19 protein-coding genes are annotated in these 25508 nt (G+C 69.1%); 12 read left to right on the forward strand and 7 right to left on the reverse strand.

Annotation, left to right across the window (positions count from 1 at the left end; translation table 11 throughout):
- Window positions 1–20: 20 nt before the first annotated feature.
- Complete coding sequence (locus ASD30_RS03455) at window positions 21–1265, reverse strand: lipopolysaccharide biosynthesis protein (protein ID WP_056676943.1); 1245 nt, start codon at window positions 1263–1265, stop codon at window positions 21–23.
- Window positions 1266–1345: 80 nt separating this feature from the next.
- Between ASD30_RS03455 and ASD30_RS03460 the strand changes: the two genes are divergently transcribed.
- The 5 genes from ASD30_RS03460 to ASD30_RS03475 are packed head-to-tail and all read left to right on the forward strand — an operon-like array spanning window position 1346 to window position 9419.
- Window positions 1346–5401, forward strand: a complete 4056-nt coding sequence (locus tag ASD30_RS03460; protein ID WP_056676946.1) for an alpha-(1->3)-arabinofuranosyltransferase domain-containing protein — start codon at window positions 1346–1348, stop codon at window positions 5399–5401.
- The gene (locus ASD30_RS03465) at window positions 5391–7160 is read left to right on the forward strand and encodes a hypothetical protein (RefSeq protein WP_056676949.1); all 1770 of its coding nucleotides are present in this window, start codon (window positions 5391–5393) and stop codon (window positions 7158–7160) included. The genes ASD30_RS03460 and ASD30_RS03465 overlap by 11 nt, the downstream gene beginning before the upstream one ends.
- Window positions 7157–7288: a hypothetical protein gene (locus ASD30_RS27740; protein ID WP_268788275.1), complete on the forward strand. Its 132-nt coding sequence runs from the start codon at window positions 7157–7159 to the stop codon at window positions 7286–7288. The genes ASD30_RS03465 and ASD30_RS27740 overlap by 4 nt, the downstream gene beginning before the upstream one ends.
- A 54-nt stretch (window positions 7289–7342) precedes the next feature.
- On the forward strand, window positions 7343–8158 hold the full coding sequence (locus tag ASD30_RS03470; RefSeq protein ID WP_056676953.1) for a glycosyltransferase: 816 nt from the start codon (window positions 7343–7345) through the stop codon (window positions 8156–8158).
- A 1-nt stretch (window position 8159) separates the two neighbouring features.
- Window positions 8160–9419 carry a glycosyltransferase family 4 protein gene (locus ASD30_RS03475; RefSeq protein WP_056676956.1) on the forward strand — a complete coding sequence of 420 codons (1260 nt, stop codon included), beginning with the start codon at window positions 8160–8162 and terminating at the stop codon, window positions 9417–9419.
- Here ASD30_RS03475 and ASD30_RS03480 read toward each other — a convergent pair.
- On the reverse strand, window positions 9349–10131 hold the full coding sequence (locus tag ASD30_RS03480) for a class I SAM-dependent methyltransferase (protein ID WP_156393497.1): 783 nt from the start codon (window positions 10129–10131) through the stop codon (window positions 9349–9351). The two genes, ASD30_RS03475 and ASD30_RS03480, sit on opposite strands and share 71 nt — an antisense overlap.
- Window positions 10132–10281: 150 nt before the next feature.
- On the opposite strand from ASD30_RS03480, the gene ASD30_RS03485 reads away from it, so the two are divergent.
- A complete protein-coding gene (locus tag ASD30_RS03485; RefSeq protein WP_056676963.1) occupies window positions 10282–11199 on the forward strand; it encodes a DUF3068 domain-containing protein in 918 nt (305 codons plus the stop codon).
- 75 nt (window positions 11200–11274) lie between these two features.
- Here ASD30_RS03485 and ASD30_RS03490 read toward each other — a convergent pair whose 3' ends face one another.
- Complete coding sequence (locus ASD30_RS03490; RefSeq protein WP_056676966.1) at window positions 11275–12003, reverse strand: class I SAM-dependent methyltransferase; 729 nt, start codon at window positions 12001–12003, stop codon at window positions 11275–11277.
- An 83-nt stretch (window positions 12004–12086) separates the two neighbouring features.
- Here ASD30_RS03490 and ASD30_RS03495 point away from each other — a divergent pair, with 83 nt between their 5' ends.
- From ASD30_RS03495 to ASD30_RS03505, 3 genes are read left to right on the forward strand one after another with little or no spacing between them, the layout of a single operon-like run.
- Window positions 12087–13076: an AAA family ATPase gene (locus tag ASD30_RS03495; protein WP_056676969.1), complete on the forward strand. Its 990-nt coding sequence runs from the start codon at window positions 12087–12089 to the stop codon at window positions 13074–13076.
- Between the two features lie 10 nt (window positions 13077–13086).
- Window positions 13087–14289 (forward strand): DUF58 domain-containing protein, encoded by a 1203-nt coding sequence (locus tag ASD30_RS03500; RefSeq protein WP_056676971.1) that lies wholly within the window; start codon window positions 13087–13089, stop codon window positions 14287–14289.
- On the forward strand, window positions 14286–16535 hold the full coding sequence (locus ASD30_RS03505) for a DUF3488 and transglutaminase-like domain-containing protein (RefSeq protein ID WP_056676974.1): 2250 nt from the start codon (window positions 14286–14288) through the stop codon (window positions 16533–16535). The genes ASD30_RS03500 and ASD30_RS03505 overlap by 4 nt, the downstream gene beginning before the upstream one ends.
- Window positions 16536–16548: 13 nt before the next feature.
- Here ASD30_RS03505 and ASD30_RS03510 read toward each other — a convergent pair whose 3' ends face one another.
- The gene (locus tag ASD30_RS03510) at window positions 16549–17610 is read right to left on the reverse strand and encodes a hypothetical protein (RefSeq protein WP_156393498.1); all 1062 of its coding nucleotides are present in this window, start codon (window positions 17608–17610) and stop codon (window positions 16549–16551) included.
- Window positions 17611–17633: 23 nt separating this feature from the next.
- Between ASD30_RS03510 and ASD30_RS03515 the strand changes: the two genes are divergently transcribed.
- Window positions 17634–18479, forward strand: a complete 846-nt coding sequence (locus ASD30_RS03515; protein WP_056676980.1) for a hypothetical protein — start codon at window positions 17634–17636, stop codon at window positions 18477–18479.
- On the opposite strand, the gene ASD30_RS03520 is transcribed toward ASD30_RS03515, so the two are convergent.
- Both ASD30_RS03520 and ASD30_RS03525 read right to left on the reverse strand, forming a co-directional pair.
- Window positions 18430–19272 carry a class I SAM-dependent methyltransferase gene (locus ASD30_RS03520; protein ID WP_056676982.1) on the reverse strand — a complete coding sequence of 281 codons (843 nt, stop codon included), beginning with the start codon at window positions 19270–19272 and terminating at the stop codon, window positions 18430–18432. The genes ASD30_RS03515 and ASD30_RS03520 overlap by 50 nt on opposite strands.
- Window positions 19273–19339: 67 nt before the next feature.
- Window positions 19340–22243 (reverse strand): hypothetical protein, encoded by a 2904-nt coding sequence (locus ASD30_RS03525; RefSeq protein WP_056676985.1) that lies wholly within the window; start codon window positions 22241–22243, stop codon window positions 19340–19342.
- 389 nt (window positions 22244–22632) lie between these two features.
- On the opposite strand from ASD30_RS03525, the gene rpsA reads away from it, so the two are divergent.
- Complete coding sequence (gene rpsA / locus ASD30_RS03530; protein ID WP_056676987.1) at window positions 22633–24114, forward strand: 30S ribosomal protein S1; 1482 nt, start codon at window positions 22633–22635, stop codon at window positions 24112–24114.
- 99 nt (window positions 24115–24213) lie between these two features.
- Here the strand turns inward: rpsA and ASD30_RS26375 are convergent, their stop codons facing one another.
- Complete coding sequence (locus ASD30_RS26375; protein ID WP_156388632.1) at window positions 24214–24372, reverse strand: hypothetical protein; 159 nt, start codon at window positions 24370–24372, stop codon at window positions 24214–24216.
- 93 nt (window positions 24373–24465) lie between these two features.
- On the opposite strand from ASD30_RS26375, the gene ASD30_RS03535 reads away from it, so the two are divergent.
- Window positions 24466–25431 carry a GlxA family transcriptional regulator gene (locus ASD30_RS03535; RefSeq protein ID WP_056676992.1) on the forward strand — a complete coding sequence of 322 codons (966 nt, stop codon included), beginning with the start codon at window positions 24466–24468 and terminating at the stop codon, window positions 25429–25431.
- Window positions 25432–25508 lie beyond the last annotated feature (77 nt).

Below are 25508 nucleotides of genomic sequence, written 5' to 3' on the forward strand. Positions count from 1 at the left end.
ATCGAGCCGGCCGCGCGAGCTCAGACCTGCGCGGGCTCCTCGACCGGGGTGCGCACCAGGTAGAGGCTGAGCGCGAAGAGCACGGTGAGCAGCACGGCGTCCGTGGCGACCACGACCGCCAGCAGGCCCTCGAGGCTGCTGACCGCGGTCATGCCGAGGCCGACGAGGACCGCGAGCGCGGCCCAGACCAGGTAGATCGAACGCTGCCCCTGGCGGGCCAGCACCGAGTAGACCAGCAGCTGAAGCATCGAGAGTGCCGTGCCGAGGATGGCGAACAGCCAGAGCTTCGACTGGATCTCCGAGTAGTCGTCGCCACCGACGAAGACCATCGCCAGCCCGGACAGGACGACCGAGCCGATGATGGCGACCGCGCCGATGAGCGCGACCAGCGAGAGGCTGCGGGTCAGGGCGCGTCGTCGTTCGCTGGCCGAGGCCATTGCAGGGAAGGCGAGCACCACCACGAACTGCGGCAGGAACAGCACCGCCTTGGTGAGGATCAGCCCGCCGGCGTAGAGACCGGCGTCGTGGGAGTCGAGCACGTTGCGGGCCACGATCACGTCGGCGTTGGAGAGCGCGAAGAACGCGAACAGGGCCTGGGAGTTGTGGATCGCCTCGCGGGCCATCGGGCGAGCCGCGTGCCGGTCGCTCTGCTCGCCCGGGTGGCGCACCTTGCGCAGCGCGAACCAGCCGACCACGACGGGGGCGAACTGGCCGATGACCACGGCCAGCATTGCGTTCAGCTCCGTCGGCTCCCAGGCGACCAGGGCCAGGCCGATCAGCAGGCGGGGCACACCGTTGGCGACGTACACCAGGGCCAGCGGCAGCCAGCGGCGCTCTCCCTGGAGGATGCCGGCCTGGCCGCCCATCACGGTCATCGGCACGGCGGAGACCCCCACCAGTGCGGAGACCAAGAGGTTGTCGAGCCGGAGCACGTAGTTGATGACCGGCGTGAGCACGAGCAGGAGGAGGCCGAGCAGTAGCGCGGCACGATAGGTGACCCGCATGATCGTGTGCTCGATCTGGCCGACGTGGCCGGGATCGGCGGAGATGCGACGGGCCGCGGTGGCCTGAAGCCCGAGCTGCAGCACGCCGAAGACCAGCAGGGTGGCCATCAGGCTCGCGAGTGCGCCGTACGGCTGGGGCCCGAGCAGTCGCGCGGCGACCATCGTGAAGCCGTACGTCGCGACATTCATGATGCCGATGGCGACCGCGATCGAACTGCCACCGACCACCCATGCCGGCAGGCGCTCCCTCAACTTCACCACGTCGCGGAGTCTGTCACATGCCGACAACGCGACCGATTCGTGTCGGGAGGAGCCCCGCCATCGGATACCGTCGTGCCGCCATGAGATTCCGCCCCCTGCACCCCACCACCTGGGCATCGCTGGCGGTGTACCTGGTGTTGCTCGGCGCGGGGATGCTCGAGCAGTTCGGCAAGATCACCAACGACACCAAGACGCCGTTGATCGAGGCGCCGGGGAAGTTCCTGGCCGGGGCGACCACCCTGTGGAACCCCCAGATGACCATGGGGGAGCTGCAGAACCAGGCCTACGGCTACCTGTTCCCGCAGGGCCCGTTCTTCCTGGGGTTCGACCTCATGGGCGTTCCGCCGTGGATCACCGAGCGGCTGTGGTCGCTGCTGATCATCGTGGCCGCGGCCGAGGGAGCCCGGCGGGTGGCACGCGCCATCGGTCTCGACCCCTGGCCGGCCTGGATCGCGGGCATGGCCTTCGCGCTCAACGCGCGTCTGCTCGGCCAGGTGGCCACCCGGAGTGCGGAGATCCTGCCCACTGCAGTGCTGCCGTGGGTCCTGCTGCCAATCGTCATGGCGATCACGGGCAGCCTCGGGCATCGCAGGGCCGCGCTCTTCTCCGTGGCCGCGTTCATGTTCGCCGGCTCGGTCAACGGGACCGCGACGGCCGCCGGGCTGCCTCTCGTCCTCATCGTGCTCGTGTTCGGCGTGCGCGCCGGCCGCGTCCCGCTCTCGACCGTGTGGTGGTGGCTGGGCCTGCTGGTCACCACCAGCTGGTGGTGGGCCTCGTCGCTGCTCAGCCTCAACGCGTACTCCCCGCCCTTCTTCGACTACGTCGAAGACGCCCGTACCACCACGACCACCACGGGCTACGAACCGGCTCTTCGCGGTGCGGACAACTGGGTCGGCTATCTCTACCAGGGCAACAAGCCCAACTGGCCTGCCGGATATGAGTACGCCTTCGACCCCCTGCTGGTGGTCGTTTCGGGCCTGATCGCGGCCATCGGCGTCGTCGGCCTGGTGCGCCTGCGCAGTCGTTGGCGGAACCCGTTCCTCCTGTCCCTCGGCCTGGGAATGGTCTGTCTGACGGCCGCCCACCTCTCTCCGCAGCAGAGCCCGTTGGCCCCCCTCCTCGTCGACCTGCTGGACGGCGTCCTCGCCCTGCTGAGGAATGTCAGCAAGGCTGACCCCCTTGTTCGCCTGCCGCTCGCGATCGGTGTGGGCGCCTTCGCGAGTGAGCTGTTGGCCCGTCGGCAGTCGGCCCTGCGCGCTTCGACACCGGGGCCACGAGCGCTGGTCTCACTCCGGCGGTCCTACGCCGGGGTGGTGGTGCTCGGCATTGCGGTGTTGTTCATGGCGCAGCCGGCACTGGCACTCAACCTGCGTACGCCCGGCTGGTCGGAGACTCCCCGCTACTGGCACCAGACGGCCGACTTCCTGGAGAAGGAGCCGGGCGACGGACGGGCGTGGATCGTCCCTGGCACAGGGTTCGGCGTCCAGACCTGGGGGTGGACGCAGGACGAGCCCATGCAGTCGGTCGCGACCACGCCCTGGGTGACCAGGTCACAGGTGCCGCTCGCGCTGCCCCAGACGATCCGGATCCAGAGCCGGTTGGAGGAGCTCCTCGAGAGCGGCACCGGTTCTGCCTACCTGGGAACGATGCTCAGCAGGTTGGGTATCGACCACGTCGTGGTCCGCCATGACCTCGATCCGGTCGTCGCCGAGGCCACGTCGTCGAGCCTGGTGGCGATCGCGCTGGCTCGCTCGCGTGGGCTCGAGCGGGTCGCCCAGTTCGGCGCCCTCGACTACGGGCCAGGCGTGGAGATCTATCGGGTGACCACACCCGTGGCGCCCGAGGTCTCCCTCGTCCCGGAACGGAATGTGGTGACTGTGGCGGGCGCGAGCCCGGATGCGATCAACGCGGTGGGTGCCGGGCTGGTCCGCGACGGCGAGATCGCCATCGTGCGCGGCGACAACGGCTGGGACGCGCCCGCCGACGTGGTGGGCGACGAGTACCGCCTCAGGGAACGCAACTTCGGACGTGTGCACGACGCCGAGGGAGCCGTGAAGGCTCTCGACGAACCGCAACGACTGGATCGCCGGGTCAGCAACTACCCCGCGAACGAGGGTTCGCGCCCGGTCGTCGCCCGCTTCGACGGGTTGGACTACGTCGACGCCTCCTCGTCCCAGGCCTGGGGCGTCGACCTCGGACGGGCGTTGCCCGAGAACGCGCCGTACGCCGCGGTCGACGGCGACGACGCAACGGCATGGCGTTCCGGCAACTTCCGTGACGTGCTGAAGCAGTGGCTCGAGGTCCGCTACTCGAAGGTGAGGGTGCTCGAGGACGTCCAGGTGACGACCCCCGTCAACGACGGGCGGGGAGTCGACGTCTCTCGCTGGCGGGTCACGGCCGGCAAGAAGTCGATCACGATCGACGTCAACCCGTTCACGGGGGTGGCGTCGGGCAACCTCGGGGGTGTGCGCAGTGACCGGCTCCGTGTCGAGGTGGACAAGGTGTTCGGCAAGGAGCACACGGGATTCGTGTCCATCAGCGAGGTGCTTGCTGCCGGGCTCCCGGCGAGTCGCACCCTGGTGGTGCCCGAGTCTGTCCAGAAGCCCGACGTGGACTACCTGTTCACGGCCCGGTCCGAGACCCGCTCCTGCATCACGACGCTGCTCGCCCCTGACTGCGACCCGAACCGGTTCCGTCGCTCCGAGGAGAGCAGCGGGATCGATCGCACCTTCAGCGTCCCCACGACCGGGACCTGGTCGCTGACCGGCGTGGCCGCCGCCCGGCCGAGTCCGGCCACGGTCGGTCTCCTGGATGCGTGGTACCTGCCCGCGACGGTCCGTGGAAGCTCGACCTTCGACTCCGACCCCGCGGTGTCCGCGCGGTTCGCCTATGACACCTCCGGTGCCACGAGCTGGATGGCGGACCGGCGAGACACCGCGCCGACCCTGACGTTCACGTGGAAGCGGCCGCAGACCATCCGGCGCATCGCCGTCTCGCCGCCGGCCGGACCGGCCATCGCGCCCACGCGGGCAGTGCTGAGGGCGGGTCGCGAGGAACGCGTCGTCGACCTCACCCAGTTCGGCTACTTCAAGCCGTTGCACACCAGTCAGCTCTCCATCACCTTCACCAACCCGCGACGCGACGGTTCCCCAATCGGCCTGGCGGAGATCGCGCTCGACCCGGCGAAGGTGGGCGTGCCCTACCGCGGGGCCGACCCGACGGGAGCGATCTGTGGCTTCGGACCGCCGGTCTTCGTGGACGGCGTGGAGCACAAGACCAAGGTGACGGGCCTGATGGGTGACGTCTCGTCGTCCGGGCCCATGGGCATCGCCTTGTGCGGCAAGGACATCGCGCTCTCGGCCGGCGAGCACCGGATCCAGGTGAAGTCGACCGCACAGTTCCAGCCCGTGCTGCTGCGCATGATCGGCGGCAAGGAACCGAGCGATCCGAGGCCGGCGACGCGGACCATGAAGCTGACCCGTGACGACGACACCCACCAGACCGTGGCGGTGGGTCCGGGAGAGGCGTCGATCCTCGCCACCACCCGCAACTTCAACCGCGGGTGGAAGGCCACCCTCGACGGCCGTGAGCTCGATGTGCAGATGGTGGACGGCTGGGCCCAGGGTTGGCGGATCCCCGAGGGTGGGGCCGGCCGCGTCGAGATCACCTACGCGCCGGAACGCCGCTACGTGGCCGTCCTGTTCGGCGGCCTCGGCTACTCCGCCCTCGTCCTGCTGCTCGCGGTGATCCTGGTCTTCCGCACGCGGTTGCGGCCGTACGCCGCCCTGGAGGCGGCCAGCACGCCCGCCCCGAGGCGGCAGGGCCGACTTCGATCGGCCCTGGCCACCAGGCCCGGACGCGTGGTGCTCGGGGTGGTCGGCATCGCGCTCGCCTGGGTCCTCGGAGGGCTGCCTGCGCTGGCCGCTGCCGTGGTGCTCGGCGTCGCCGTGCTCACACGGACCGGGCGTTGGGCACTTCCGGTCGCCGCCGTCGCGCTGGCGGCCGGAAGCCTGGTCGCGGCGTGGCAGCTCCGTGACGGTCCGCTGATGGTGCGCGGTGCCGCGAACGTGGTCACTGGATTCGGGTTCGTGCTGGCCATGGGCGCCGCGCTGCCCGGGGTTCGCGATGACGGCTGAGACGAGTCACCCCGAAGGCCTGCGCCCGGTCGACCTGATCGGTGCGGCCGTGCTGGCGGTCGCGATGCTCGGCCCGGTGTTGTTCCACCGCGGCTATGCGCTGCGGGGCGACATGATCTTCACACCGGACCAACCTTGGAAGGACGCCTGGCTCGGACTGGACGGAGCGGTTCCGCGCTTCGTGCCCGGGGACGCGATCGTCTGGCTGTTGAGTCAGATGGTGTCGGGGGACCTCGTTCAGAAGATGGTGCTGGTGGGGGCGTTGCTCGCCGGGGCACTGGGCATCGCGCGTCTGGTGGGCAACCTGTCGGGAGTGGCGAGGTTCGCGGCGATGCTGGTCTACCTCTGGAACCCATGGGTCTTCGAGCGGCTCTCCATCGGCCAGTGGCCCATGGTCGTCGGGTACCTGCTGCTGCCGTGGCTCCTCCTTGCCTCCCTGCAACTGACCGGGTCTCCTGGCCCGACTCGCCGTGACGGGGCCGTCTTCTTCGTGCTGATGGGCCTGTCGGCCGCCTGTGCCCCGGCCGCCGGACTCCTGGCGTGCGCGCTCAGCGGGGTGGTCCTGGTCGTAGGAGGTGCACGGAGCACGGTGTTCCTCGGCTGGGCGGCCACCGGGCTGCTGGTCAACCTTCCCTGGATCGTTCCTTCGCTCGTGGCCACCGAGTCCCTGACCGCCACGGACGGACAGTTCACCGCCTTCGCAGCGAAGGGGGAGTCGCCCCTCGGCACCCTGGCCAGCGTGCTCACCCTCGGGGGGATCTGGAAGACCTCCGTCGTTCCCCAGGAACGCACGGTCCCTGTGGTCGTGCTGCTCTCCCTGGCCCTCACGCTGGTCGCAGTGTGGTCGACCTGGCGCAGCCGTCACACCTCGCCGGTCCTGGTGCGCTCGCTCCTCGTGGTCGGTGCGGCGGCAGTGCTCGTCGCCGCACTCCCGTCAGTCGGCCCGGTGGCCGACGCCCTCGACACGGCCGGACTGCACCTTCCGTCACTGGGTCTGTTGCGGGACTCGCAGCGCTACCTCGGACCTGCCGCGTTGGTGATCGCGTTCGGGCTCGCCCATGCGGTGCACGCCCTGCGTGTGCGCGCCGTCCCGGGGAGGGAGGCCTTCGTCATCGCCGCGGGCGCGTTGGCCATGGTGCCCGTGGCGGCCCTGCCCAGCATGGCGTGGGGTCTCTCCGGTGATCTCGAACCGGTGCGGTATCCGCAGGAGTGGACGGAGGTGGCCGAGAGTTGGCCGGCCGCCGACCCCGACGACGGTGCCGTGGTCGTGCTGCCGTGGCACGGTGGCTATCGCGGCTTCGAGTGGAACGCCCTGCGCGCGATGCTCGATCCGGCCCCGCGATTCTTCCCCGGCGAGGTGCTGATCGACGACCGCCATTTCCTGGGGTCGGCCGTGCTGGACAGTGAGGACGACCGACTGGCCGGGGTGGCCGCTGCCCTGGAATCGCCAGACCCTGCAGGCGAACTGCGTGCACTCGGCGTGAGATGGGTGCTGGTGGAGAAGCACAACGGTCACCCGATGGTTCCTCGTGGCAACGTCGTGCACGACGGCGAGTGGCTGCGTCTGGTGGATCTGGGCGCCCCGCCCGCGAGCGATGGGCGCCGCAGCGTGGAGGGGCCAGGCTCGGCTCGCAGGACCGTCGTGATCGCCGCCGTCACACTCGCCGCGGCAAGCTGGTTCGCCGCGATCTGCGTGATTCTCGGATCCGGCATGTATCGTGTCCGCCACAAGAGGGAAATGGTTCGGGAGGAACTGTGAACATCATCATCTCTGCACTTGTCGGTGCAGGCCTTGCTGCGGCATCCATTGTGGGTGGCGTCAGCGCATACAACTCCGGCTCGGAGCCGGTTCCGCAGAGCCAGTTGTTCAACTACGCCAACGCCTGAACCCTCCGCTGAGCCCAGCTCAGTGCATGTACGAGGGGGAGGGACCGTCGGCTCATGCAACTGATCATTCCGGCCTACAACGAAGAGGCCAGGCTCCCCGGAACCATCGCCGCACTGCGCGCCCACACACTGGGTGCACGGGAATCGGTGTCTCCGGTGGAAGTCATCGTTGTGGACAACGCCAGCAGTGACGACACTGCCGGCGTTGCCCGCCGACTCGACTCACCCGCAATGCGGGTGCGGGTCATCCACTGCGACATCCGCGGCAAGGGTGCCGCCGTGCGCGCCGGCATGCAGGCCACCACGGCCAGCGTCGTCGGCTTCATGGACGCCGACTGCGCCACGGACCTGGTCGCCCTCGAGGCAGCCATGCGCCACCTCGACGCGGGCGCTGACGTGGCCATCGGGTCGCGTGCGGTGGCGGGGTCCGAGACCATGGAACGACACAGCAAGGTGCGCTCGCACGGCGCCGCGCTCTATCGTCGGTTGACGAACAAGATCGCTCCCGGCATCGCGGACACCCAGTGCGGATTCAAGCTCCTGCGGGGCGACGTGGCCAGGTCGGCGTTCGAGAGCCTGCGCACCAAGGGCTTCGCCTTCGACGTGGAGCTGCTGGCCAGGCTGCAGGGCGCGGGCGCACGCATCGTCGAGTTCCCGGTGACTTGGATCGACATGCCCGGATCAACCTTCGTGCCTGCCCGGCACGGCGTGATCTCGTTCGTGGAGCTGGCCCTGATCGCCGGCTACGTCCGCCCGATCGAGCGTCGCTTCGGCCGCGTGGTGTCGCTCGAGAAGGCCCCGCAGGTCTTCGCGTCGAGCACTTCCGTACTCTCATCGGGTGCTGCCCTTCCGACGATCACCGAGGCGTGACTTGGCGGAACGCGTCTCGCCGGCGTCGCGAGGTGCATCGGACGGCGAGCCCGGCCAGCAGCTTCTCGGGCTGAGCGCGACGGTCATCAACTGGCGCGACCTCGGCCACGGACTGGCGGGTGGTTCCGAGCGCTACGCCTGGGAGTTCGCTCGTGCGTTGCACGACGGCGGTGCCGACGTCGAGTTCCTCACCGCACGCGATCACCACCAGCGCAGCCGCGAGACGATCGACGACATGGAAGTACGCCGCGGTGGTGGCCAGTTCACCTTCTACGCGGTGGTCTGGCTACGCCTGCTGTGGCAGCGCATCCGCGGTCGCTCCCCGGACATCGTCTTCGATGCGGAGAACGGCATCCCGGTGTTCTCGCCCGTCCTGCTGCCACGGCGTACGGCTGTGGTGCTGGTGATGCATCACGTGCACCAGGAGCAGTTCCTCACCTACTTCCCGCGTCCGTTGGCCCATCTCGGGCGATGGCTCGAGCGATGGCTGATGCCGCGGGTCTACCGCAATGTGAAGACCGTTGCCGTCTCTGACTCCACGGTCCGCGAGATGCGTGCCCAGCTCCACTGGCGTCGTGACGTGGAAATCCTCGCCAACGGTGCCGACGTGCCGTCCCTCGAGCAACGCGCGCAGCTGGTCGACCGGTCCGAACCAGGTCGCGTCGCAGTCCTCGGACGCCTGGCCACCCACAAGCGCATCGATCTCGTCATCCGGGCCGTCGCGCAACTGCGCCACCTGCACCCTGAGCTGCGTCAGGTCCTGCGACTCGACGTCGTCGGCAAGGGCCCGGTGCTCGACGAACTCACGGCGGTCGTCGACGATCTCGGCCTGCGCGACGTGGTGACCCTGCACGGCTTCCTCGACGAGGGCGTGAAGCACGACGTCATCGCCAGGTCGCGGCTGCACGTGTGTGCCTCCGACGCCGAGGGGTGGGGGCAGGTGGTGATCGAGGCCGCGGGGCTCGGTGTCCCCACGCTGGCACGAGACGTGGCAGGACTGCGTGACTCCGTTCGGGACGGTGTCACCGGGTGGCTCGTCGAGAACCCCGTCAGCGTGCCCACGACACCTGCGCAGGAGCAGGCCGTGGTCGACGTACTCGCGGCCGGCTTGGTCGAGGCGCTCGCGGCATTGGACGACCCCCAGCGTCGGGCATCGATGGCAGACGCCGCGCACGAGTGGGCCCTGGGTTTCACCTGGGCCGGAATGCGCTCCCGTGTCCGTCAGATCGTGGTCGAAGATCTGGCGAACCGCCGCGGTTGAGGACGACGAAGGCGCGGTGGCCATCGGGCCCCGGTTCGGCGAACAGGTCGGCGCGACGTCGCCGGCGGAACCACGTCCCCGCGGTCCTGGCCAGGGCCCTGGGATCCTTGCCGTACCGGGCGCGCATCGCGTCGATCAGGACCTCGTCCCACATCGCCCGGTCTCGTGACCAGCTGGTCTCCACATGCCCGTCAGGGTCGAGGTCGCGCAGTTCGGCGGTCACCTGATCTGTGTCCGGCAGTCCCAGTTCCACGTGCTCGTCGAGGAAGTCAAGGCTCACGTCGTACTCGCGCTTGATCGTGTCGCGCATGTGCCGCTCGGCCTGCATTGCCGCGGGCGAGCCGTGGGGGAAGCACAGGACGACCCGGTCCCGGGCGATCCTGACCAGCTCTGCGAGGTGCGCGTGGCGCGCTTCGGCCGGCACGTGCTCGAGCACGTCACAAGACGTGACGACACCGAATGCCCTGTCAGGGAAGGGAAGCGGGTGATCCGCGGCGACGATCACGTCGGCCGGCTGCTCGATGTTCACCGACACCACGGGGACGCGGGTCAGCGCCTGCATCTGTCGACCGCGCCCACCGACGTCGGCGATCCGGTCGGTGGTTCCCGCCAGGTCGAGCACCGTGGCGATGCGGATCCACTGATCCGGTTGCCAGGCCACTCGCGGGAGTTCCGGCCGACGGCGGAGCAGCGACGTCGGCGAGTGGGGCACAACGCCGAGTCTACCGAGTGTTGAGGATCACTCCACGGAGGTTACTTGCTGTTAATGTTCTCCAGACTCGCGCCTTGGGAGACGCGGGCACAGCTTGAAACAATTCTTGAGGGAGTCACACACATGCGTCGATTTGCTGGACCCATCTTGGTGGGGATCGGAGCATTCCTGCTCCTCGGAGCCCTGCTGGTGAAGTTCTATGCCTATCCGAAGCTCGCCATTGCGCCGGTCGACCAGAACAGCGTGACGGAGCTCGAGGCGAAGGACGCCACCATCTTCGACATCGGCTCCCTCGAGGAGATCCAGACCGATCTCGCGATCAAGGCCACGACGCGCGGTGACGAGAAGGCCACCGAGAAGGCTGGCGGTGACACCCGGGTCTGGGCCGGCACCACCACGATCCGCAAGGACGACGGCGACATCGTGAGCCAGAGCGCCGAGAAGGTTGCCTTCGACGGCGTGAGCGCCGAGGCCAAGAACTGCTGTGGCGCCTTCGATGAGTCGACCGCGGGTGAGCGCGAGACGGTCAAGCGCTCCGGCCTGGTCTTCAAGTTCCCGTTCGACACCGAGAAGAAGACCTACAAGGTCTGGGACGACTCGACCCAGACGGCGGTCGACGCGAAGTTCGTCAAGGAGCACGAGATCAAGGGCCTGAAGGTCTACCAGTTCAAGCAGGAGGTGCCGCGCACGATGACCGGCACCCGCGACGTGCCGGGCGACGTGGTCGACGAGACCGGCGCCACCGTCACCGCCGACGAGTACTACCAGAACACCCGAACCTTCGAGATCGAGCCCGTCACCGGTGCGGTCGTGAACCGCATCGAGGAGCAGCTGGTCACGTTGGCCATCGACGGCGAGGACCGCGCGACCCTCACCGACGCGACCGTCCAGTACACCGACAAGCAGGTCAAGGAAGGCGTCGACGACTACAGCTCGAAGGCGACGCTGTTGAGCGGCGTGCACGGACTGTACCCGTTGCTGATGGCGATCCTCGGCCTGCTCGCGGTCGGTGCCGGGGTCCTGCTCCACACCCGTGGTGCGGCCGGCAGTCGCAAGGTCGAGGACTGACGCACCAGGTCCCACCCAGCACGAGCACGAGGGGCTCCCGCCATCAGGCGGGAGCCCCTCGTCGTGCATCAGCGGTCAGTCGCGACGAGTGGCGGCACCGGGCTTGAAGGCACGCAGGACCAGGGAGATGCCGCGATGGCCGTGCACGCCCAGGCGCGCCTCGACCGCCAGCACAGCCTTGAGGCCGAGATTCACGACCGGGTTGACCTCGTCCATCTCGGAGGTCGCTGACTCGGCGCGCGCGGGTCGGCTGCGTCGCACCAGGGCGACGGGTCGGAGCAGGACGTTCCAGGAACGCAGCGAGTGGATCTCGAAGCCGGCGCCCGCGACGACCGCGGAGAGGGTCTCGCGTTCGTAGCGACGCAGGTGGCCGAGAGCCACGTCGTGCCCGCTCCACAGGTCCATCCCGGAAGGTACGGCGACCAGGAGGCGGCCGCCCGGACGGAGCACGCGGAAGGCCTCGGCGGCAACGGCCGCGTCGTCGTCGATGTGCTCCCAGGCATCGGTCGAGATCACGAGGTCGAAGGACTCGTCGGGAAAGGGCAGGGCACGCGCGTCTCCCCGGACCACCTTGAGGGCACGTGACGCGCTCAGACTGGCCGCGGCGGGTGAGTACTCCAGTCCGATCGCGTCCCAGCCCAGATCGCGCAACACCGCCGTGTTGCCGCCCGAACCGGCGCCGACGTCCAACGCTCGACCCGGTGTGACACCGTGCATCAGTCGCCGCAGCATGGCTCGACGGCTGGCGTACCACCAGTGTCGTTGTTCCAACACCGCGGACTTGCGGATCTCTTCCTCGTCCACGCGGCCTCCCTCAGTCCAACGGTGAGGTTAGTGCAGGCCGGTTCGGCAGCGCTGCAGCGGCCTCACAGCCTACGATGCACGGCATGACATCCGACCTGTCGCTGAGCCACGTTGACGCCACCTGGTTCGCAGAGCAGGTGGAGGCGATGACCGCCAACATCGAGAAGGCTGTCCTCGGCAAGCGGCATGTGGTGCGCCTGGCCCTGACCTGCATGATCTCGGGTGGGCACCTGCTGCTCGAGGACTTCCCGGGCACCGGCAAGACGATGTTGGCGCGGGCGTTGGCGAACACCATCGAGAGCAGCCACGCACGCATCCAGTTCACCCCCGACCTGTTGCCCTCCGACGTCACCGGGGTCACCGTCTATGACCAGCATCGCGGCACTTTCGAGTTCCACCGTGGCCCGATCTTCCACCATCTGGTCCTGGCCGACGAGATCAACCGTGCGTCGCCGAAGACCCAGTCGGCGCTCCTCGAGGTGATGGAGGAGGGGCACGTCACCGTCGACGGTGTCACGCACCCCGTTCCCACCCCGTTCATGGTGATCGCCACCCAGAACCCCATCGAGCAGGCAGGCACCTATCGCCTGCCCGAGGCACAGCTCGACCGCTTCCTGATGAAGACGTCCGTGGGCTACCCGGACGCCGCCTCGACCGAGGAGCTCCTGATGAACTCGGCGGTCCGTGACCGCGCCTCGTTGATCCGCCCGGTCACCACCGGAGCCACCATCACCCGCCTCGCACAGCTGGCCGACACCGTGTACGTCGACCGGGCCGTCGTGCGCTACGTGCGCGAGATCGCGGAGGCCTCACGTGACGCCGAGCACGTCAAGCTCGGGTTGTCCGCCCGTGGCTGCCTGGCCTTCATCCGGGTCGCGAAGACCTGGGCGGCGGCCGAGGGGCGGAGTCATGTGATCCCGCACGACATCAGGCTCCTGGCCGAGCCGGTGCTCTGCCACCGGGTGCTGTTGGGGGCCGAGGCGGCCTTCGCCGGCATCAGCGTCGCGGAGGTCGTCGACGAGCTGATGGGCTCGGTGCGACCTCCCGAGGACCGTTCGTTCGTGTCGGCCTGAGCCCGCGACGTTGACTCCACGAGACATCGCGGCCCGGGCCACCAAGCTGCTGGTGGCGACCTGGCGGTTGTTCACCCGCGAGGGACGCGCCGTCGTCGTCCTCGCACTCGGCAGCATGTGGCTGGGCAACCGCTACCACTGGAACGAGATGCTGGTGATGGGCCTGGTGTGCCTGCTGGCGCTGGCCGTCGGTCTGGTGACCGTCCTGTGGCCGCGCCGTGCACGGGCCGACCTCACGCTCCACCCGGCCAAGGTGGTCGTGGGCAGTCCGGTGGAGGTTCAGCTCTCACTCCATGCGAAGTACCTGCCCCTGGTCCATCCCGTCATCGAGGTGCCGCTGGGCAGGGGCAGCACCATGACCCGCCTCGGCCTGGTCGCTCCGGGCCGGTCCGCGACCGAAGACCTCGCCGTTCCCACCGATCGTCGTGGCGTGCACCGGGTCGGGCCGGTGACCCACCTGGCTGGTGACGTGCTGGGACTCTTCCGCCGTCGGCGGGTCTGCTCGGATCCCAAGGACCTGTTCGTCCGGCCTGTCACCATCGCCCTGCCCACGCTGACCCCCGGTGTGGTGGTCGACCTCGAGGGCGTTCCCTCCGACCAGCTTTCGGCGTCCGACCTGGCCTTCCACGCGTTGCGCGAGTACGTGCCCGGCGACGACCTGCGCCACGTGCACTGGCGTTCGTCGGCGAAGCAGTCCGCGTCCGGTTCGTCGTTGCTGGTCCGGCAGTACCAGGAGACCCGGCGCTCGCACGCCACGGTGATCGTCGACTCCGACGAGCAGTCCTACGACACCCGGGCCGACTTCGAGCTCGCCGTCTCGGTCGGCGCCTCACTCGCCCTCAGGGCGGCGTACGACGACTTCGAGGTGGCCTTCGCGTGTGGGGACACCTACACGGTCACGACACGCGGCGAACAGCTCCTTGACGCGTCGTGTCACTTCGCGCCCCGGGCCGAGGAGCTGGACCTGCCGCACCGAGTACTGAAGGTGGCGAACGCGGCAGGGGGCACCAGCTTCGTCGCAGTGGTGAGCGGCGGGCGGCGGGATGCCGCACCCCTGTCGACAGCGCTGTCGGCCTTCCCCCACGACGCCCACCGGCTGGTGCTGATGACGTCGGCCGGTGCCGACTCCCGCATCCAGGTGCGCGGCGACCTCCGAGCCGCCGTGCTGGGAGACCTCAAGCACCTGCCGGCCCTGTTGTGGAGACTGCGGTGAAGACCACCGTCGAGACGCAGGCGGGCCCCGCCAGCCACGTGCGCGACGTCGTCGTCGTGGCGATCCTGCTCGTGCTTGCACTGTGGGGTCTCGACGACTCGTTCGCCACCAGGGAGTACCTCGTCGTCGGTGGCGTGGCCGGGGGGTCCGCGCTCGTCACCGCGGCCATGGTCGCCGGGAACGGCAAGGGCACGGAGGTGTTCCTCCTGATTGCCCCGGTGGTCTACGTCCTTGTCGGGTCCATGGTCGCGATGCGAGGCGACCAACCGATCGGCCTGCCGACGCCGGACGCCGTCGCGGGCCTGCTGGCCGGCACGATCACCGCCCCCGGTGACTTCCTGACCACCATCCCACCGGTTGACGCCGGCGGGGGAGTGATGGTGTTGCCCTTCGCGATCGGCTGCGTCTCCGCCGGCGCGTCGGGGTGGATGGCCCTGCGTACCCGTCGAGCCGTCGCACCGTTGACTCCGATGCTGGGGGCGCTGGTGCTCAGCATCCTGCTCGGGACCGCGGACCCCGGCCGGCTCGAGTTGCGAAGCATCGCGTTCGCCGGGGTGGCGCTCTGGTGGATCTCCGTGCGGGCCACCCGCTCCGAAGGCATCGAGAACGGCCACCGCGGCCAGGTCGTGCGGGCGGCCGTGACCTCTCTCCTGGTCGGCGCCATCGCGGTCGGCCTGGCGGCGTTGGGCCTGACGAACCAGGGCACGGATCGCGCGGCCGACACGGAGCCCGAGCGCTCTGTGCTGCGCGGCCACGTCGGCTCCGGAACAGACGTGAGTGGCGCTGACAACCCGCTCGCCGACTTCCGTCGCTACAACCCGCGGCCGGCCGTGCTCGGCCAGGACGTCTTCGCCGAGACCCTGCTCCGGGTGAAGGGCCTGCCTGCGGGGACGCGCCTGCGGTTCGTCACGCTGGACGAGTACGACGGCAGCACCTGGTCGGCCGGGAACCGCACGGTCCCGGGGGCCGACGACGCGTTGTTCCAGCGGATCGGCTCCGAGATCGATCCGCAGCGACGCGGCAAGGAGGTGACCGTCAACGTCGAGGTGACCAAGGCCTACGGCAGCAACTGGCTGCCGCTCGCAGGTGAGCTCACGTCGTTGTCCTTCGACTACTCCGACGGGCAGGCCCAACGCGAGGACGTGCGCTACAACCTGGCCACCGATGCGGCCTACGTCAGCGGCGGTGTCGGAGCCCGCGACGACTACACGTTCACCGCTGTCCTCCCGAGGGACACCCTGCGTCCGAACGCACGCGCGTTCGAGGTCGACGGGCCACTGCAGCCCAGGGGCGAGTTCCTGGACCTCTTCCTGTTCGCCTGGTTCAAGTCGGACATGTCGCCGATGGAGCGGGTCAGGTCGGTGGCCCGCTACCTCCACAAGAACGGTCGCTACTCCGACGGGGTGCTGCCTTCGGAACGCCGGTACGCCGCGGGCCACGACCAGCAGCGGTTGGGGTTCGACTTCGTGGCAGCAGACCAGATCGTCGGCAACGACGAGCAGTACGCCGCCGCGATGGCGCTCTTGGCCAACCGGTTGATGGTTCCGGCGCGGGTCGTGGTCGGTGCGGTGGTACCCAAGGGTGGTCGGGTCGAGGGCAAGGACGTCCGGGCCTGGGTCGAGGTGCGGGTGGCCGATGGCAGCTGGCGGACCCTGGACACCTCGACGTTCATGTCGCGCAAGCCGCCCAAACGCACTGATGAAGAGGTGGAACGGCCCACCGAGCACCTGATCGAGGAGGGGGAGAACCCCGATCTGGAGGAGCCGGGAGAGGGGACGACGACGGGCCAGGGGCGCGGAAAGTCCGATGGCGCGACCACAGAGCCCCCCGACGGGGACCTGAGGAGCACTCTTTCGTTCTTCCTGCCGCTGCTGGGCCTGGTGCCGTGGACGATTCCGCTGGCCAAGTGGGTGCGTCGCCGGCGGCGCCGGGCGACAGGTCGTGGCGCGTGGTCCTCGCCCTGGGTGGGTGGTTGGCGCGAGGTGGTCGACACCGCACGCGATCTCGGCACGACCGTGCCCGCCACGATGACGCGGGTGATGCAGGCCGAGCATCTCGGCGAGGGCCAGTCACTCGCCCGGGACGCGGACTCCGCCATCTATGCACGCGCCCCTCACCCCGAGCTCGATCCCGACCGGTTCTGGGAGGGCGTCGATGACGTCAGGTCCGCCCTGCGTCACGCTGCCCCACGGCTGCGGCGTCTGTTCGCTCCGTTCAACCCGGCGTCCTTGCGAGGCAGGAGGTGAGCGGGGCGGTTCGTCACGGCTCGGTGAGCTCCGTGGAGCCAGGCAGGGACTCCACCAGCAAGCGCAGGAGCTCGGACAACGCCTCCTCGCCGTGACGGCGTGCGCGCCCTCGTGCCGACAGGGTGGTGGTGCCCGCGTGGGTGACTGCACCGATGGAGATCCCCGTGCCGCCGCCTGTGACGGGGTGGAAGGTGAATCCCGCGACGTCCGCCGCCGTGACGGTGCCCAGATGTGACACGAGCAGGGTGGAACCCAGTCGCGGAGCGAGGATCCTGGTGGCCAGCCGGGCCGCCGATCCGCCGCCCGCGGAGTCGCGGCCGGTGGCGGTGACCGACTCGGTGGGCTGGGAGCGCAGCGCAGCCCCGACCTCCACGGGGCCGAGACGTTCCGTGTTGCGTAACCTCAGGAGGGCGCTGTTGTCCTGCAGGGTGGCCTCGGCGCCGCCGGTGCGGGAGGCACCGACTGCCACGGCGGTGTGTCGTGGGGCGCGTCGCCGCCCCCTGCGAAGCGAGAACAGCTCCGCCGCACGCGTGCCGGCGACCACCAGGTCCGTCGTACCGACCCGTCCCGGCACCCGGACCTCGACGAAGCTGTCCCACGGCTCGTCCCTGCTGCCTGATGCGGGGATGCGCGCAGGTGGCGTGAGGGCGACTTCGGCAAGGCGTCGCAGCTGCGCAACGCGTGCACCGACCGCCTCGGCCCTGTCGCCGACTCCTCGCGCCGAGCTCGTCGCTGCCCGGCCGGTCAGCCTCGAGAAGGCCGCCAGGAGGCCGAGCCCGTCGAGGTAGTGATGGTGGGCGCTGATCACGATGGTGTGTGCGTCGTGCCCCACCGTCACCGGTGCGTCCTCGGTGAGGGCCAGGCGCCGCCTCAGGTCGGCGATCTCGCCCACGATCGGAGCAGTGCCCGGGACCCCGCCGAGCTCGAGATTGAGGTCTCGGAGCCTCTGGGGGAGGTCCTGGGGGACGTGGGCGCCGAGGTCGGCGGTGAGCACGATGTTCCACACGAGCCCGGACTCCGCCGACCAGGCAGCGTCTGGTTCGGGCGCGCTGTGCGGAACTCGATGCCGGGTCACGCCCGAGAGCCTAGACTCCGGTCGTGTTCACCGTTGGCGGCAGAGTCCGCTCCAAGGCACGTGCGGCGCTGAAGTCGTACGCCATCTTCCGGCCCATGCAGATCGATGCGCGTCTCGAGGCCATGCGGAGACTGGTCGAACGGGCAGATCCCGCGCTGTTCGAGCTCCGGGACCTGACCCGTCACGAGGCGCGGGTGTTCTCCCAGAACGGTGAGGACGGGGTGATCTCCGAGATCCTGAACCGGCTGGGTACGACGAACCGATGGTTCGTCGAGTTCGGTGTGCAGGGCGGTCATGAAGGCAACTGTGTCCTGCTGGCGGACGTGTTCGGGTGGAACGGCCTGTTCATCGACGGTGATCCGGCGGACTTCGAGTGCTTGAGCCGGAAGTACGCCGGCAACGGCCGGGTCCGCACCGTCCACACGATGGTGACCGCCGCGAACATCGACCGCTGCTTCATCGGTGCCGGAGTGCCCGAGGAGATCGACGTGCTCTCGATCGACATTGACGGCAACGATGTCCATGTGTGGCGTCAGCTGGCGGCCACCTCGCCCCGACTCGTCGTCATCGAGTACAACTCCGGGATCCCCGCGGGCGGTGCGCTCGCGCAACCACACGATCCCGCGCGCTCCTGGGACGGCTCCGGCGCCTTCGGCGCCTCACTGGAGGCGCTCGACGTGGTGGCGGCGGAGAAGGGCTACCGACTGGCCCACACGGACCTCACCGGCAACAACGCCTTCTACGTCAGGGCCGACCTCTGGGACCGGCTCGGGGTCGACGAGGCGCCGCGACGGTCGCAGAACTTCGGACTGACCGGGGTCACCCAGCCGCCGAGTGAACCGCCGGGGGGCTGGGCGTCGCTGGGTTGAGGACCGCCACGAAGATCGCCGTACCGGGAGTGAGCAGGCCGCGGGTGCGGGACCATCCGCCCCAGGTGCGGTCGTGGTCGGCGGGCCACTCCGGCTCCTCGAACCGGATCAGGGCCATGCCCTCGGCAGCGAGCAGGGCGACCCAGTCGCCGATCGTGCGGTGGTGCTCTACGTAGTTGACCATGCCGGTCTCGTCGTCCACCTCGACGTACGGCGTGCGGTCCCAGTAGGACTGGTTGGCCACAAGGCCTTCTTCGCCCGGATCGTCCTGGAACATCCAGCGCGTCGGGTGGGTGACCGAGAAGACGAACCGGCCACCGGGGCGCAGGACGCGGGCGGTCTCCGCGACTGCGGCCGCACCGTCGGCGACGAACTGCAACGCGCCGAACGAACAGAAAACGACGTCGAAGGAGCGGTCGGCGAACGGGAGCTGGGTCGCGGTTCCGCAGACCTGCGGCACGGTCACACCGGTCTCGGCGTCGATCCGCCGCGAGTGCTGGAGCTGGCGCAGCGAGAGGTCCAGGCCAACCGCGCGGCCGCCTTGGCTGTTCACCCAGCGCGAGCACTGCCCGGCGCCCGATCCCAGCTCCAGTACGTCGCGCCCGCGGACGTCGCCGAGCAGTTTGAGGTCGGCCTCGGACTGGCCCTCGGGTCCCCAGACGAAGCCGGCGTCACCGAGGAAGGAACCGTGCGTGGCCTGGTACTCGTCGGCGTACCGATCCCAGTCGCGACGGTTGGCGCGGCGGGAGTCGTCCTCGCCCACCGGAACCCTGAGGGCGCGCACGCTGTTCATGCAAGGACAGTAAATGACGAAGGGGCACCGGGTTTCACCCGGCGCCCCTTCGGCCTCCCTCAGGAGATCAGCGTCCCAGCGGACGACCCGGCGACGACCGGACGTTGCTCGGGTCGCTGTGGGCTGCGATCTCGCGCCCGTCGGTGTTGCCGCCGCGGTCGGTGTCGTAGTTGACCGGACTGGACTTGTGACTGTTGAACCGCTTGTTCCTCGAGCCCGTGCGCTCCGCGTTGTCCTGGACGCCGTCGGCGTCGGTGTCCTTCTTGCGCGGGTCGCTGCGGACCGTGCCGATCGTGTAGGTCCTGATCGGGCCCGTCTTCGACACGATCACCTTCTGCCTGATCACGTAGCCGCGGACCTCGACGCCGTCCCTGATGCCGTCGGCGTCGGTGTCGACCCTGAGCGGGTTGGTCCTGACCACGCCGATCCGGCGGACGTTCTTGCGACCCAGCTGCACCTTCTGCGTCATGTTGATGCCGAGGACCTCCTGGCCGTCGGTCAGGGAGTCACGGTCGGTGTCCTTGACCTTCGGGTTGGTGCGAGTGGTCTTGACCTCGCGGCCGTCCAGCAAACGGTCGTTGTCGGTGTCGCTGTCGTTCGGGTTGGTCGTCGAGGTGACCTCGGCGCTGTCACTGAGCCCGTCGTTGTCCGTGTCGGCCTTCAGCGGGTTGGTCGCGGCGCCGTTGAACGGGTTGCCGTCACCGGTGACCTCGTCACCGTCCTTGATGGTGTCGCCGTCGGTGTCGGGATCGGCCGGGTCGGTGCCGTGGGTGGCTTCCTCGTCGTTGTCGAGACCGTCGAGGTCCGGGTCGTCGTCGCCGGGAGTGGAGACGGGCTCGGTGCCGGCGGCCACCTCGTCGCCGTCATTGGTGCCGCCGCCGTCGGTGTCGGCCTCGTTGGGGTCGGTCCCGTGGTCGTCGACCTCGGCGCCGTCCTGGAGCCCGTCGCCGTCGGTGTCGGGATTGGCCGGGTCGGTGCCCAGGTCGTCCTCGCGGCCGTCGGTCAGGCCGTCGTCGTCACTGTCGAGGAGGTCGTCGGAGCCGACCAAGGGGTCGGTGTCGTCGGTGTTGACCTCCTCGCCGTCCGTGCGACCACCGTCGTCGGTGTCGTCGTCGTTCGGGTTGGTGGTGTGGGTGTTCTCTTCGGCGTCGGTGAGGCCGTCGCCGTCGGTGTCGGCCTCGAGGGGGTTGGTGGGGGTGGCGTCGAAGTCGTTGCTGGTGCCGTCGTGCTCGGCGCCGTCCTGGAGGCCGTCGCCGTCGGTGTCGGCGACGTCGGGGTCGGTGCCGAGGTCGGTCTCCTCGTCGTTGGTGAGGCCGTCGGCGTCCGGGTCGTCGTCGCCGGGAGTGGAGACGGGCTCCGTGCCGGCGGCCACCTCGTCGCCGTCATTGGTCCCGCCGTCGTCGGTGTCCGCGTCGTGGGGGTCGGTGCTGTTGGTGTTCTCTTCGGCGTCGGTGAGGCCGTCGTTGTCGGTGTCGGCCTCGAGGGGGTTGGTCGGGGTGGCGTCGAAGTCGTTGCTGGTGCCGTTCACCTCGGCGCCGTCCTGCAGGGTGTCGCCGTCAGTGTCGGGGTTGCCCGGGTCGGTGCCGGCGTCCGCCTCCTCGCCGTTGGTGAGTCCGTCGCCGTCGGGGTCGGCGGTGAGGTCGTCGGCTCCGACCTTGGGATCGGTGCCGTCGGTGTCGACCTCCGTGCCGTCGTTGACGCCGCCGTCGTCGGTGTCGGCGTCGTTCGGGTTGGTGGTGGCCGTGTTCTCCTCGGCGTCGGTGAGGCCGTCGTTGTCGGTGTCGGCCTCGAGGGGGTTGGTGGGGGTGGCGTCGAAGTCGTTGCTGGTGCCGTTCACCTCGGCGCCGTCCTGCAGGGTGTCACCGTCAGTGTCGGGGTTCTGGGGGTCGGTACCGAGGTCGGTCTCCTCGGCATTGGTGAGTCCGTCGCCGTCGGGGTCGGCATTGGGATCGACCGGGCATTCGACGCCGCCCGCTGGTGCGGTGGCCTTGACGTGCAGCGGCACCAGGCTGAGGTCGACGTTGGCAGCATCGGGCAGGCCCGGCAGGGCGCCGAGGACCTTGAGCTGGACACGGAGCAGGGACTGCAGGTTGGCCTCACCGGTGGCACCCGCGGACTGATCGGTCGGGCTGAAGCCGGTGATGGTCAGGTCCACCAACGCTTCGAGCGCGATCGGCAGGTCGATCTGGACGGGGCTGCCGTTGAGCGGGATCGGGATCTCGGCGGCGCCGACGTGGACCACGACTGTGGCGGGGTCCGCGAACCCAGCAGTTCCGGTGGTGCCGTCGGACGACGCCTCCACCTTCACGGGTGAGGTCACCTCGACCTGGACCTGGTTGCCCAGCAGTTGGATGTCGCCCACTGTGGCCTCGACGGTGGAGGTCACGTCGGAGGCTCCGTCGGCATCCGTGTCGGTGAGCGCGGTCGTGGAACGGACGCTCGACGCGCCCACGTTCACGAGATTGCCCAGTCCGGCGACGCCCAGGACGGTCAGCGAGGCGAGATCGGTCTTCGCGTCGGAGACCACCCGCTGGGCACCGGACGCCGGAGGGCACGTGTTCGCGTCGACGTAGTTGGCCTCGGTGTCCCCGGTGATCACTCCGACGTTGGCGACGGGGGAGAGGTTGAGAGGAAGCAGGCTCTCGGCCGGCGGGTTCATGGGCGCCGGGGAGGTGCTGGTCTGGTCGTCGACCGTGATCGGGAAGCCTGCGACGGAGACCTCGGCGTTCTTGGAGACGCCGCTGGCAGTGCCGGCGGTGCTGTCAGCCGTCGCCTGTGCGTGGCCGACGACCAGCCCGGCCAGGTTTCCACCGAGCAGGTTCGCGGACAGCGAGGCCACGTCGGCGTGCGCCTGGGCGTCGTACGGCGCGGGCAGTGGATCGGCCTGCGCAGGCTGTTGGAGGAGCATGACGGAGTAGAGCGAGGCGGTGGTGAGTGACAACGCGGCAGCTGTGCGTGCGCGATATCCCATGGAGGAGCTCCTGTACCCGGGGCAGATGAGGACGATGAAGGGGAGACGAATGGGAAGGACTGGTGCCTGAGCACCCGGCGCGATCGTAGGGTCGCACCGGCGCCGGCGTCCCCGGAATTGGGTAAATGACCCAAGTGGGCTATGCGGCCGGTGTCAGTTGTGCATGGGCGGGTGGGTGCCCCAGTTGGACGGGGCGACCTCCGGGCACGTAATCTTTAGGTTGCGCCTCAGGTCTGCCTGCGTCCCGGACGGAGTGGATCCTCGCTCGCTATCAGTCCGACGTACGTCCCGAACTTCCAGGGGCGGTCGCCGGCCGTGCTGAATCGGTAGTGAAACCGGCCTGTCGCGTGCCCGCACGACCTTCATCCATCCAAGGAATCACTTCCCTTATGACGAGCACCATCTCCACTCTTCCCGATTACGACGCGCCCCAGGTTGCGGTCAACGACATCGGTTCTGAAGAGGACTTCCTCGCGGCAATCGACGCGACCATCAAGTACTTCAACGACGGAGACATCGTCGCCGGCACCATCGTCAAGGTGGACCGCGACGAGGTCCTGCTCGACATCGGCTACAAGACCGAGGGTGTCATCCCCTCCCGCGAGCTTTCCATCAAGCACGATGTCGACCCGTCCGAGGTCGTCGCCGTCGGTGATGAGGTCGAGGCCCTGGTCCTCCAGAAGGAGGACAAGGAAGGCCGCCTGATCCTGTCCAAGAAGCGCGCCCAGTACGAGCGCGCCTGGGGCACCATCGAGCAGGTCAAGGAAGAGGACGGCGTCGTCGAGGGCACCGTCATCGAGGTCGTCAAGGGCGGCCTCATCCTCGACATCGGCCTGCGCGGCTTCCTGCCCGCGTCGCTCGTCGAGATGCGTCGCGTCCGCGACCTGCAGCCGTACGTCGGCCAGACGCTCGAGGCGAAGATCATCGAGCTCGACAAGAACCGCAACAACGTGGTCCTGTCGCGTCGTGCGTGGCTCGAGCAGACCCAGTCCGAGGTTCGCCAGGGCTTCCTGACCCAGCTCCAGAAGGGCCAGATCCGCAAGGGCGTCGTCTCCTCGATCGTCAACTTCGGTGCCTTCGTGGACCTCGGCGGCGTCGACGGTCTCGTCCACGTCTCCGAGCTGTCCTGGAAGCACATCGACCACCCGTCCGAGGTCGTCACGGTCGGCGACGAGGTCACCGTCGAGGTGCTCGACGTCGACATGGACCGCGAGCGCGTCTCGCTGTCGCTCAAGGCGACGCAGGAAGACCCGTGGCAGCACTTCGCCCGGACCCACCAGATCGGCCAGATCGTGCCCGGCAAGGTCACCAAGCTGGTTCCGTTCGGTTCGTTCGTGCGCGTCGAAGAGGGCATCGAGGGCCTGGTCCACATCTCCGAGCTGGCCGAGCGCCACGTGGAGATCCCGGAGCAGGTCGTCCAGGTCAACGACGACGTCATGGTCAAGATCATCGACATCGACCTCGAGCGTCGTCGCATCTCGCTGTCCCTCAAGCAGGCCAACGAGACCGCCACGGCCAGCGAGGCCGAGGAGTTCGACCCGACGCTCTACGGCATGACCGCGTCGTACGACGAGCAGGGCAACTACATCTACCCCGACGGCTTCGACCCCGAGACGGGCGAGTGGCTCGAGGGCTTCGACGAGCAGCGCGCGGCATGGGAAGAGCAGTACGCCAAGGCGCACGCCCGCTGGGAGGCCCACGTCAAGCAGCAGGCCGACGCGAAGGTTGCCGAGGCCGAGGCTGGCGAGGCCACCTCGTACTCCAGCGGTGGCACCGAGTCCGCTGCTCCCGAGGCCGAGACCGGCGGTTCGCTGGCTTCCGACGAGGCGCTCCAGGCGCTTCGCGAGAAGCTCACCGGTGGGGGCGCCTGACCCGCAGGCACAGCGCCAGCACACACAGCACGCACGAAGGGCCCGGACATCAACTGATGTCCGGGCCCTTCGGGCATTTTCGTTGGGAGGGTGGTGGGCTCACACGCGGGCGCCTTGCTCGAAGACGTCGCTGGGGTGACTGCGGGGCAGGCCCGAGGAGGACCGACTGCCGTAGCCGTCGTTGCGGATGTAGGCCGTGAGGTAGGCGACGTACGCCGCAGCGGCCAGGACCAGGAGGACTGTCAGGAAGAGGTTCATGGCAGTAAGTCTGTCTTGCCTGAGATCCTGCCACGAGTGGCAGTAAAGACATTCGACATTGATTTTCTGCCAACATGGGTGCATGCTCGTCCCATGCGCAAGGTGGCGGTCGTCGTACAGGACGGAGCCGAGCCGTTCGGGCTCGGCGCGATGTGTGAGGTGTGGGCCGAGCCCTACCACCCCGAGGACGACAACCCGGTCTTCGACTTCGTGGTCGTCACTCCACGGCCGGGCCGGGTCGCCGGTGCGTCCGGCTACGACCTGCACGTCGAGCACGGCCTCGACGAGGCGGAGGACGCCGACCTGATCTGTGTGGCCCCCAAGCGCGACTTCCTCGACCCGTCGCCCGAGGTGGCGGACCTCTTGGCCCGCGCCCACGCCCGCGGCGCCTTCGTGTTCGCGCACTGCACCGGTGCCTTCGTGCTGGGCGAGGCCGGTCTGCTCGACGGCCGCAGGTGTACGACGCACTGGCGCCACGTGGACGAGTTCACCCGGGCCTTCCCCGAGGCGAAGGTCGACCCCGACGTGCTCTACGTGCAGGACGGCACGATCGTCACCGGTGCCGGATCGGCCGCCGGCCTCGACGCCGCGCTCCACCTGATGCGCCAGCAGTTCGGCGCGAAGGTCGCCGCCACCGCTGCCCGCCGCATGGTCGTCCCGCCGCACCGTGACGGCGGACAGGCCCAGTTCATCGCGAGGGCCGTGCCCGACTGCGCCGCCGAGACGCTGGGTCCGCTGCTGACCTGGATCCTGGAGAACCTCGCGGAGGACCTCAGTGTCGATGCCCTGGCCGCACGCAACCACATGTCGCCGCGCACGTTCGCCCGACGGTTCCGCGACGAGACCGGCACCACGCCTCACGCGTGGGTCACCGCGCAACGCGTGGTCGCGGCCGAGGAGCTGCTCGAGCTCACCGACCACCCGGTCGACTGGATCGCGTCGGAGGTGGGCTTCGGCAATGCGGCCACGTTGCGTCACCACTTCACCCGGTCGCGCGGGGTGAACCCGCAGCGCTACCGCCGGCTGTTCAGCTCGCGCCAGGACGAGGCCACGGCCTAGCACCAACCCGCAATTGTTGCGTCGCGAACCTGCAAGTCTTGATGGCCGAACCGGCAGTTCTTGATGTCGGACCGCAA

The sequence above is a fragment of the Nocardioides sp. Root140 genome (assembly GCF_001426745.1).
In the GTDB taxonomy this organism is placed as follows: domain Bacteria; phylum Actinomycetota; class Actinomycetes; order Propionibacteriales; family Nocardioidaceae; genus Nocardioides.

Coding starts and splice junctions, on each gene's coding strand:
- ASD30_RS03460 (WP_056676946.1), top strand. CDS start 1,346: ATGAGATTCCGCCCCCTGCACCCCACCACCTGGGCATCGCTGGCGGTG.
- ASD30_RS03465 (WP_056676949.1), top strand. CDS start 5,391: ATGACGGCTGAGACGAGTCACCCCGAAGGCCTGCGCCCGGTCGACCTG.
- ASD30_RS03470 (WP_056676953.1), top strand. CDS start 7,343: ATGCAACTGATCATTCCGGCCTACAACGAAGAGGCCAGGCTCCCCGGA.
- ASD30_RS03495 (WP_056676969.1), top strand. CDS start 12,087: ATGACATCCGACCTGTCGCTGAGCCACGTTGACGCCACCTGGTTCGCA.
- ASD30_RS03520 (WP_056676982.1), bottom strand. CDS start 19,272: ATGAACAGCGTGCGCGCCCTCAGGGTTCCGGTGGGCGAGGACGACTCC.
- ASD30_RS03525 (WP_056676985.1), bottom strand. CDS start 22,243: ATGGGATATCGCGCACGCACAGCTGCCGCGTTGTCACTCACCACCGCC.
- rpsA (WP_056676987.1), top strand. CDS start 22,633: ATGACGAGCACCATCTCCACTCTTCCCGATTACGACGCGCCCCAGGTT.
- ASD30_RS26375 (WP_156388632.1), bottom strand. CDS start 24,372: ATGAACCTCTTCCTGACAGTCCTCCTGGTCCTGGCCGCTGCGGCGTAC.
- ASD30_RS03535 (WP_056676992.1), top strand. CDS start 24,466: ATGCGCAAGGTGGCGGTCGTCGTACAGGACGGAGCCGAGCCGTTCGGG.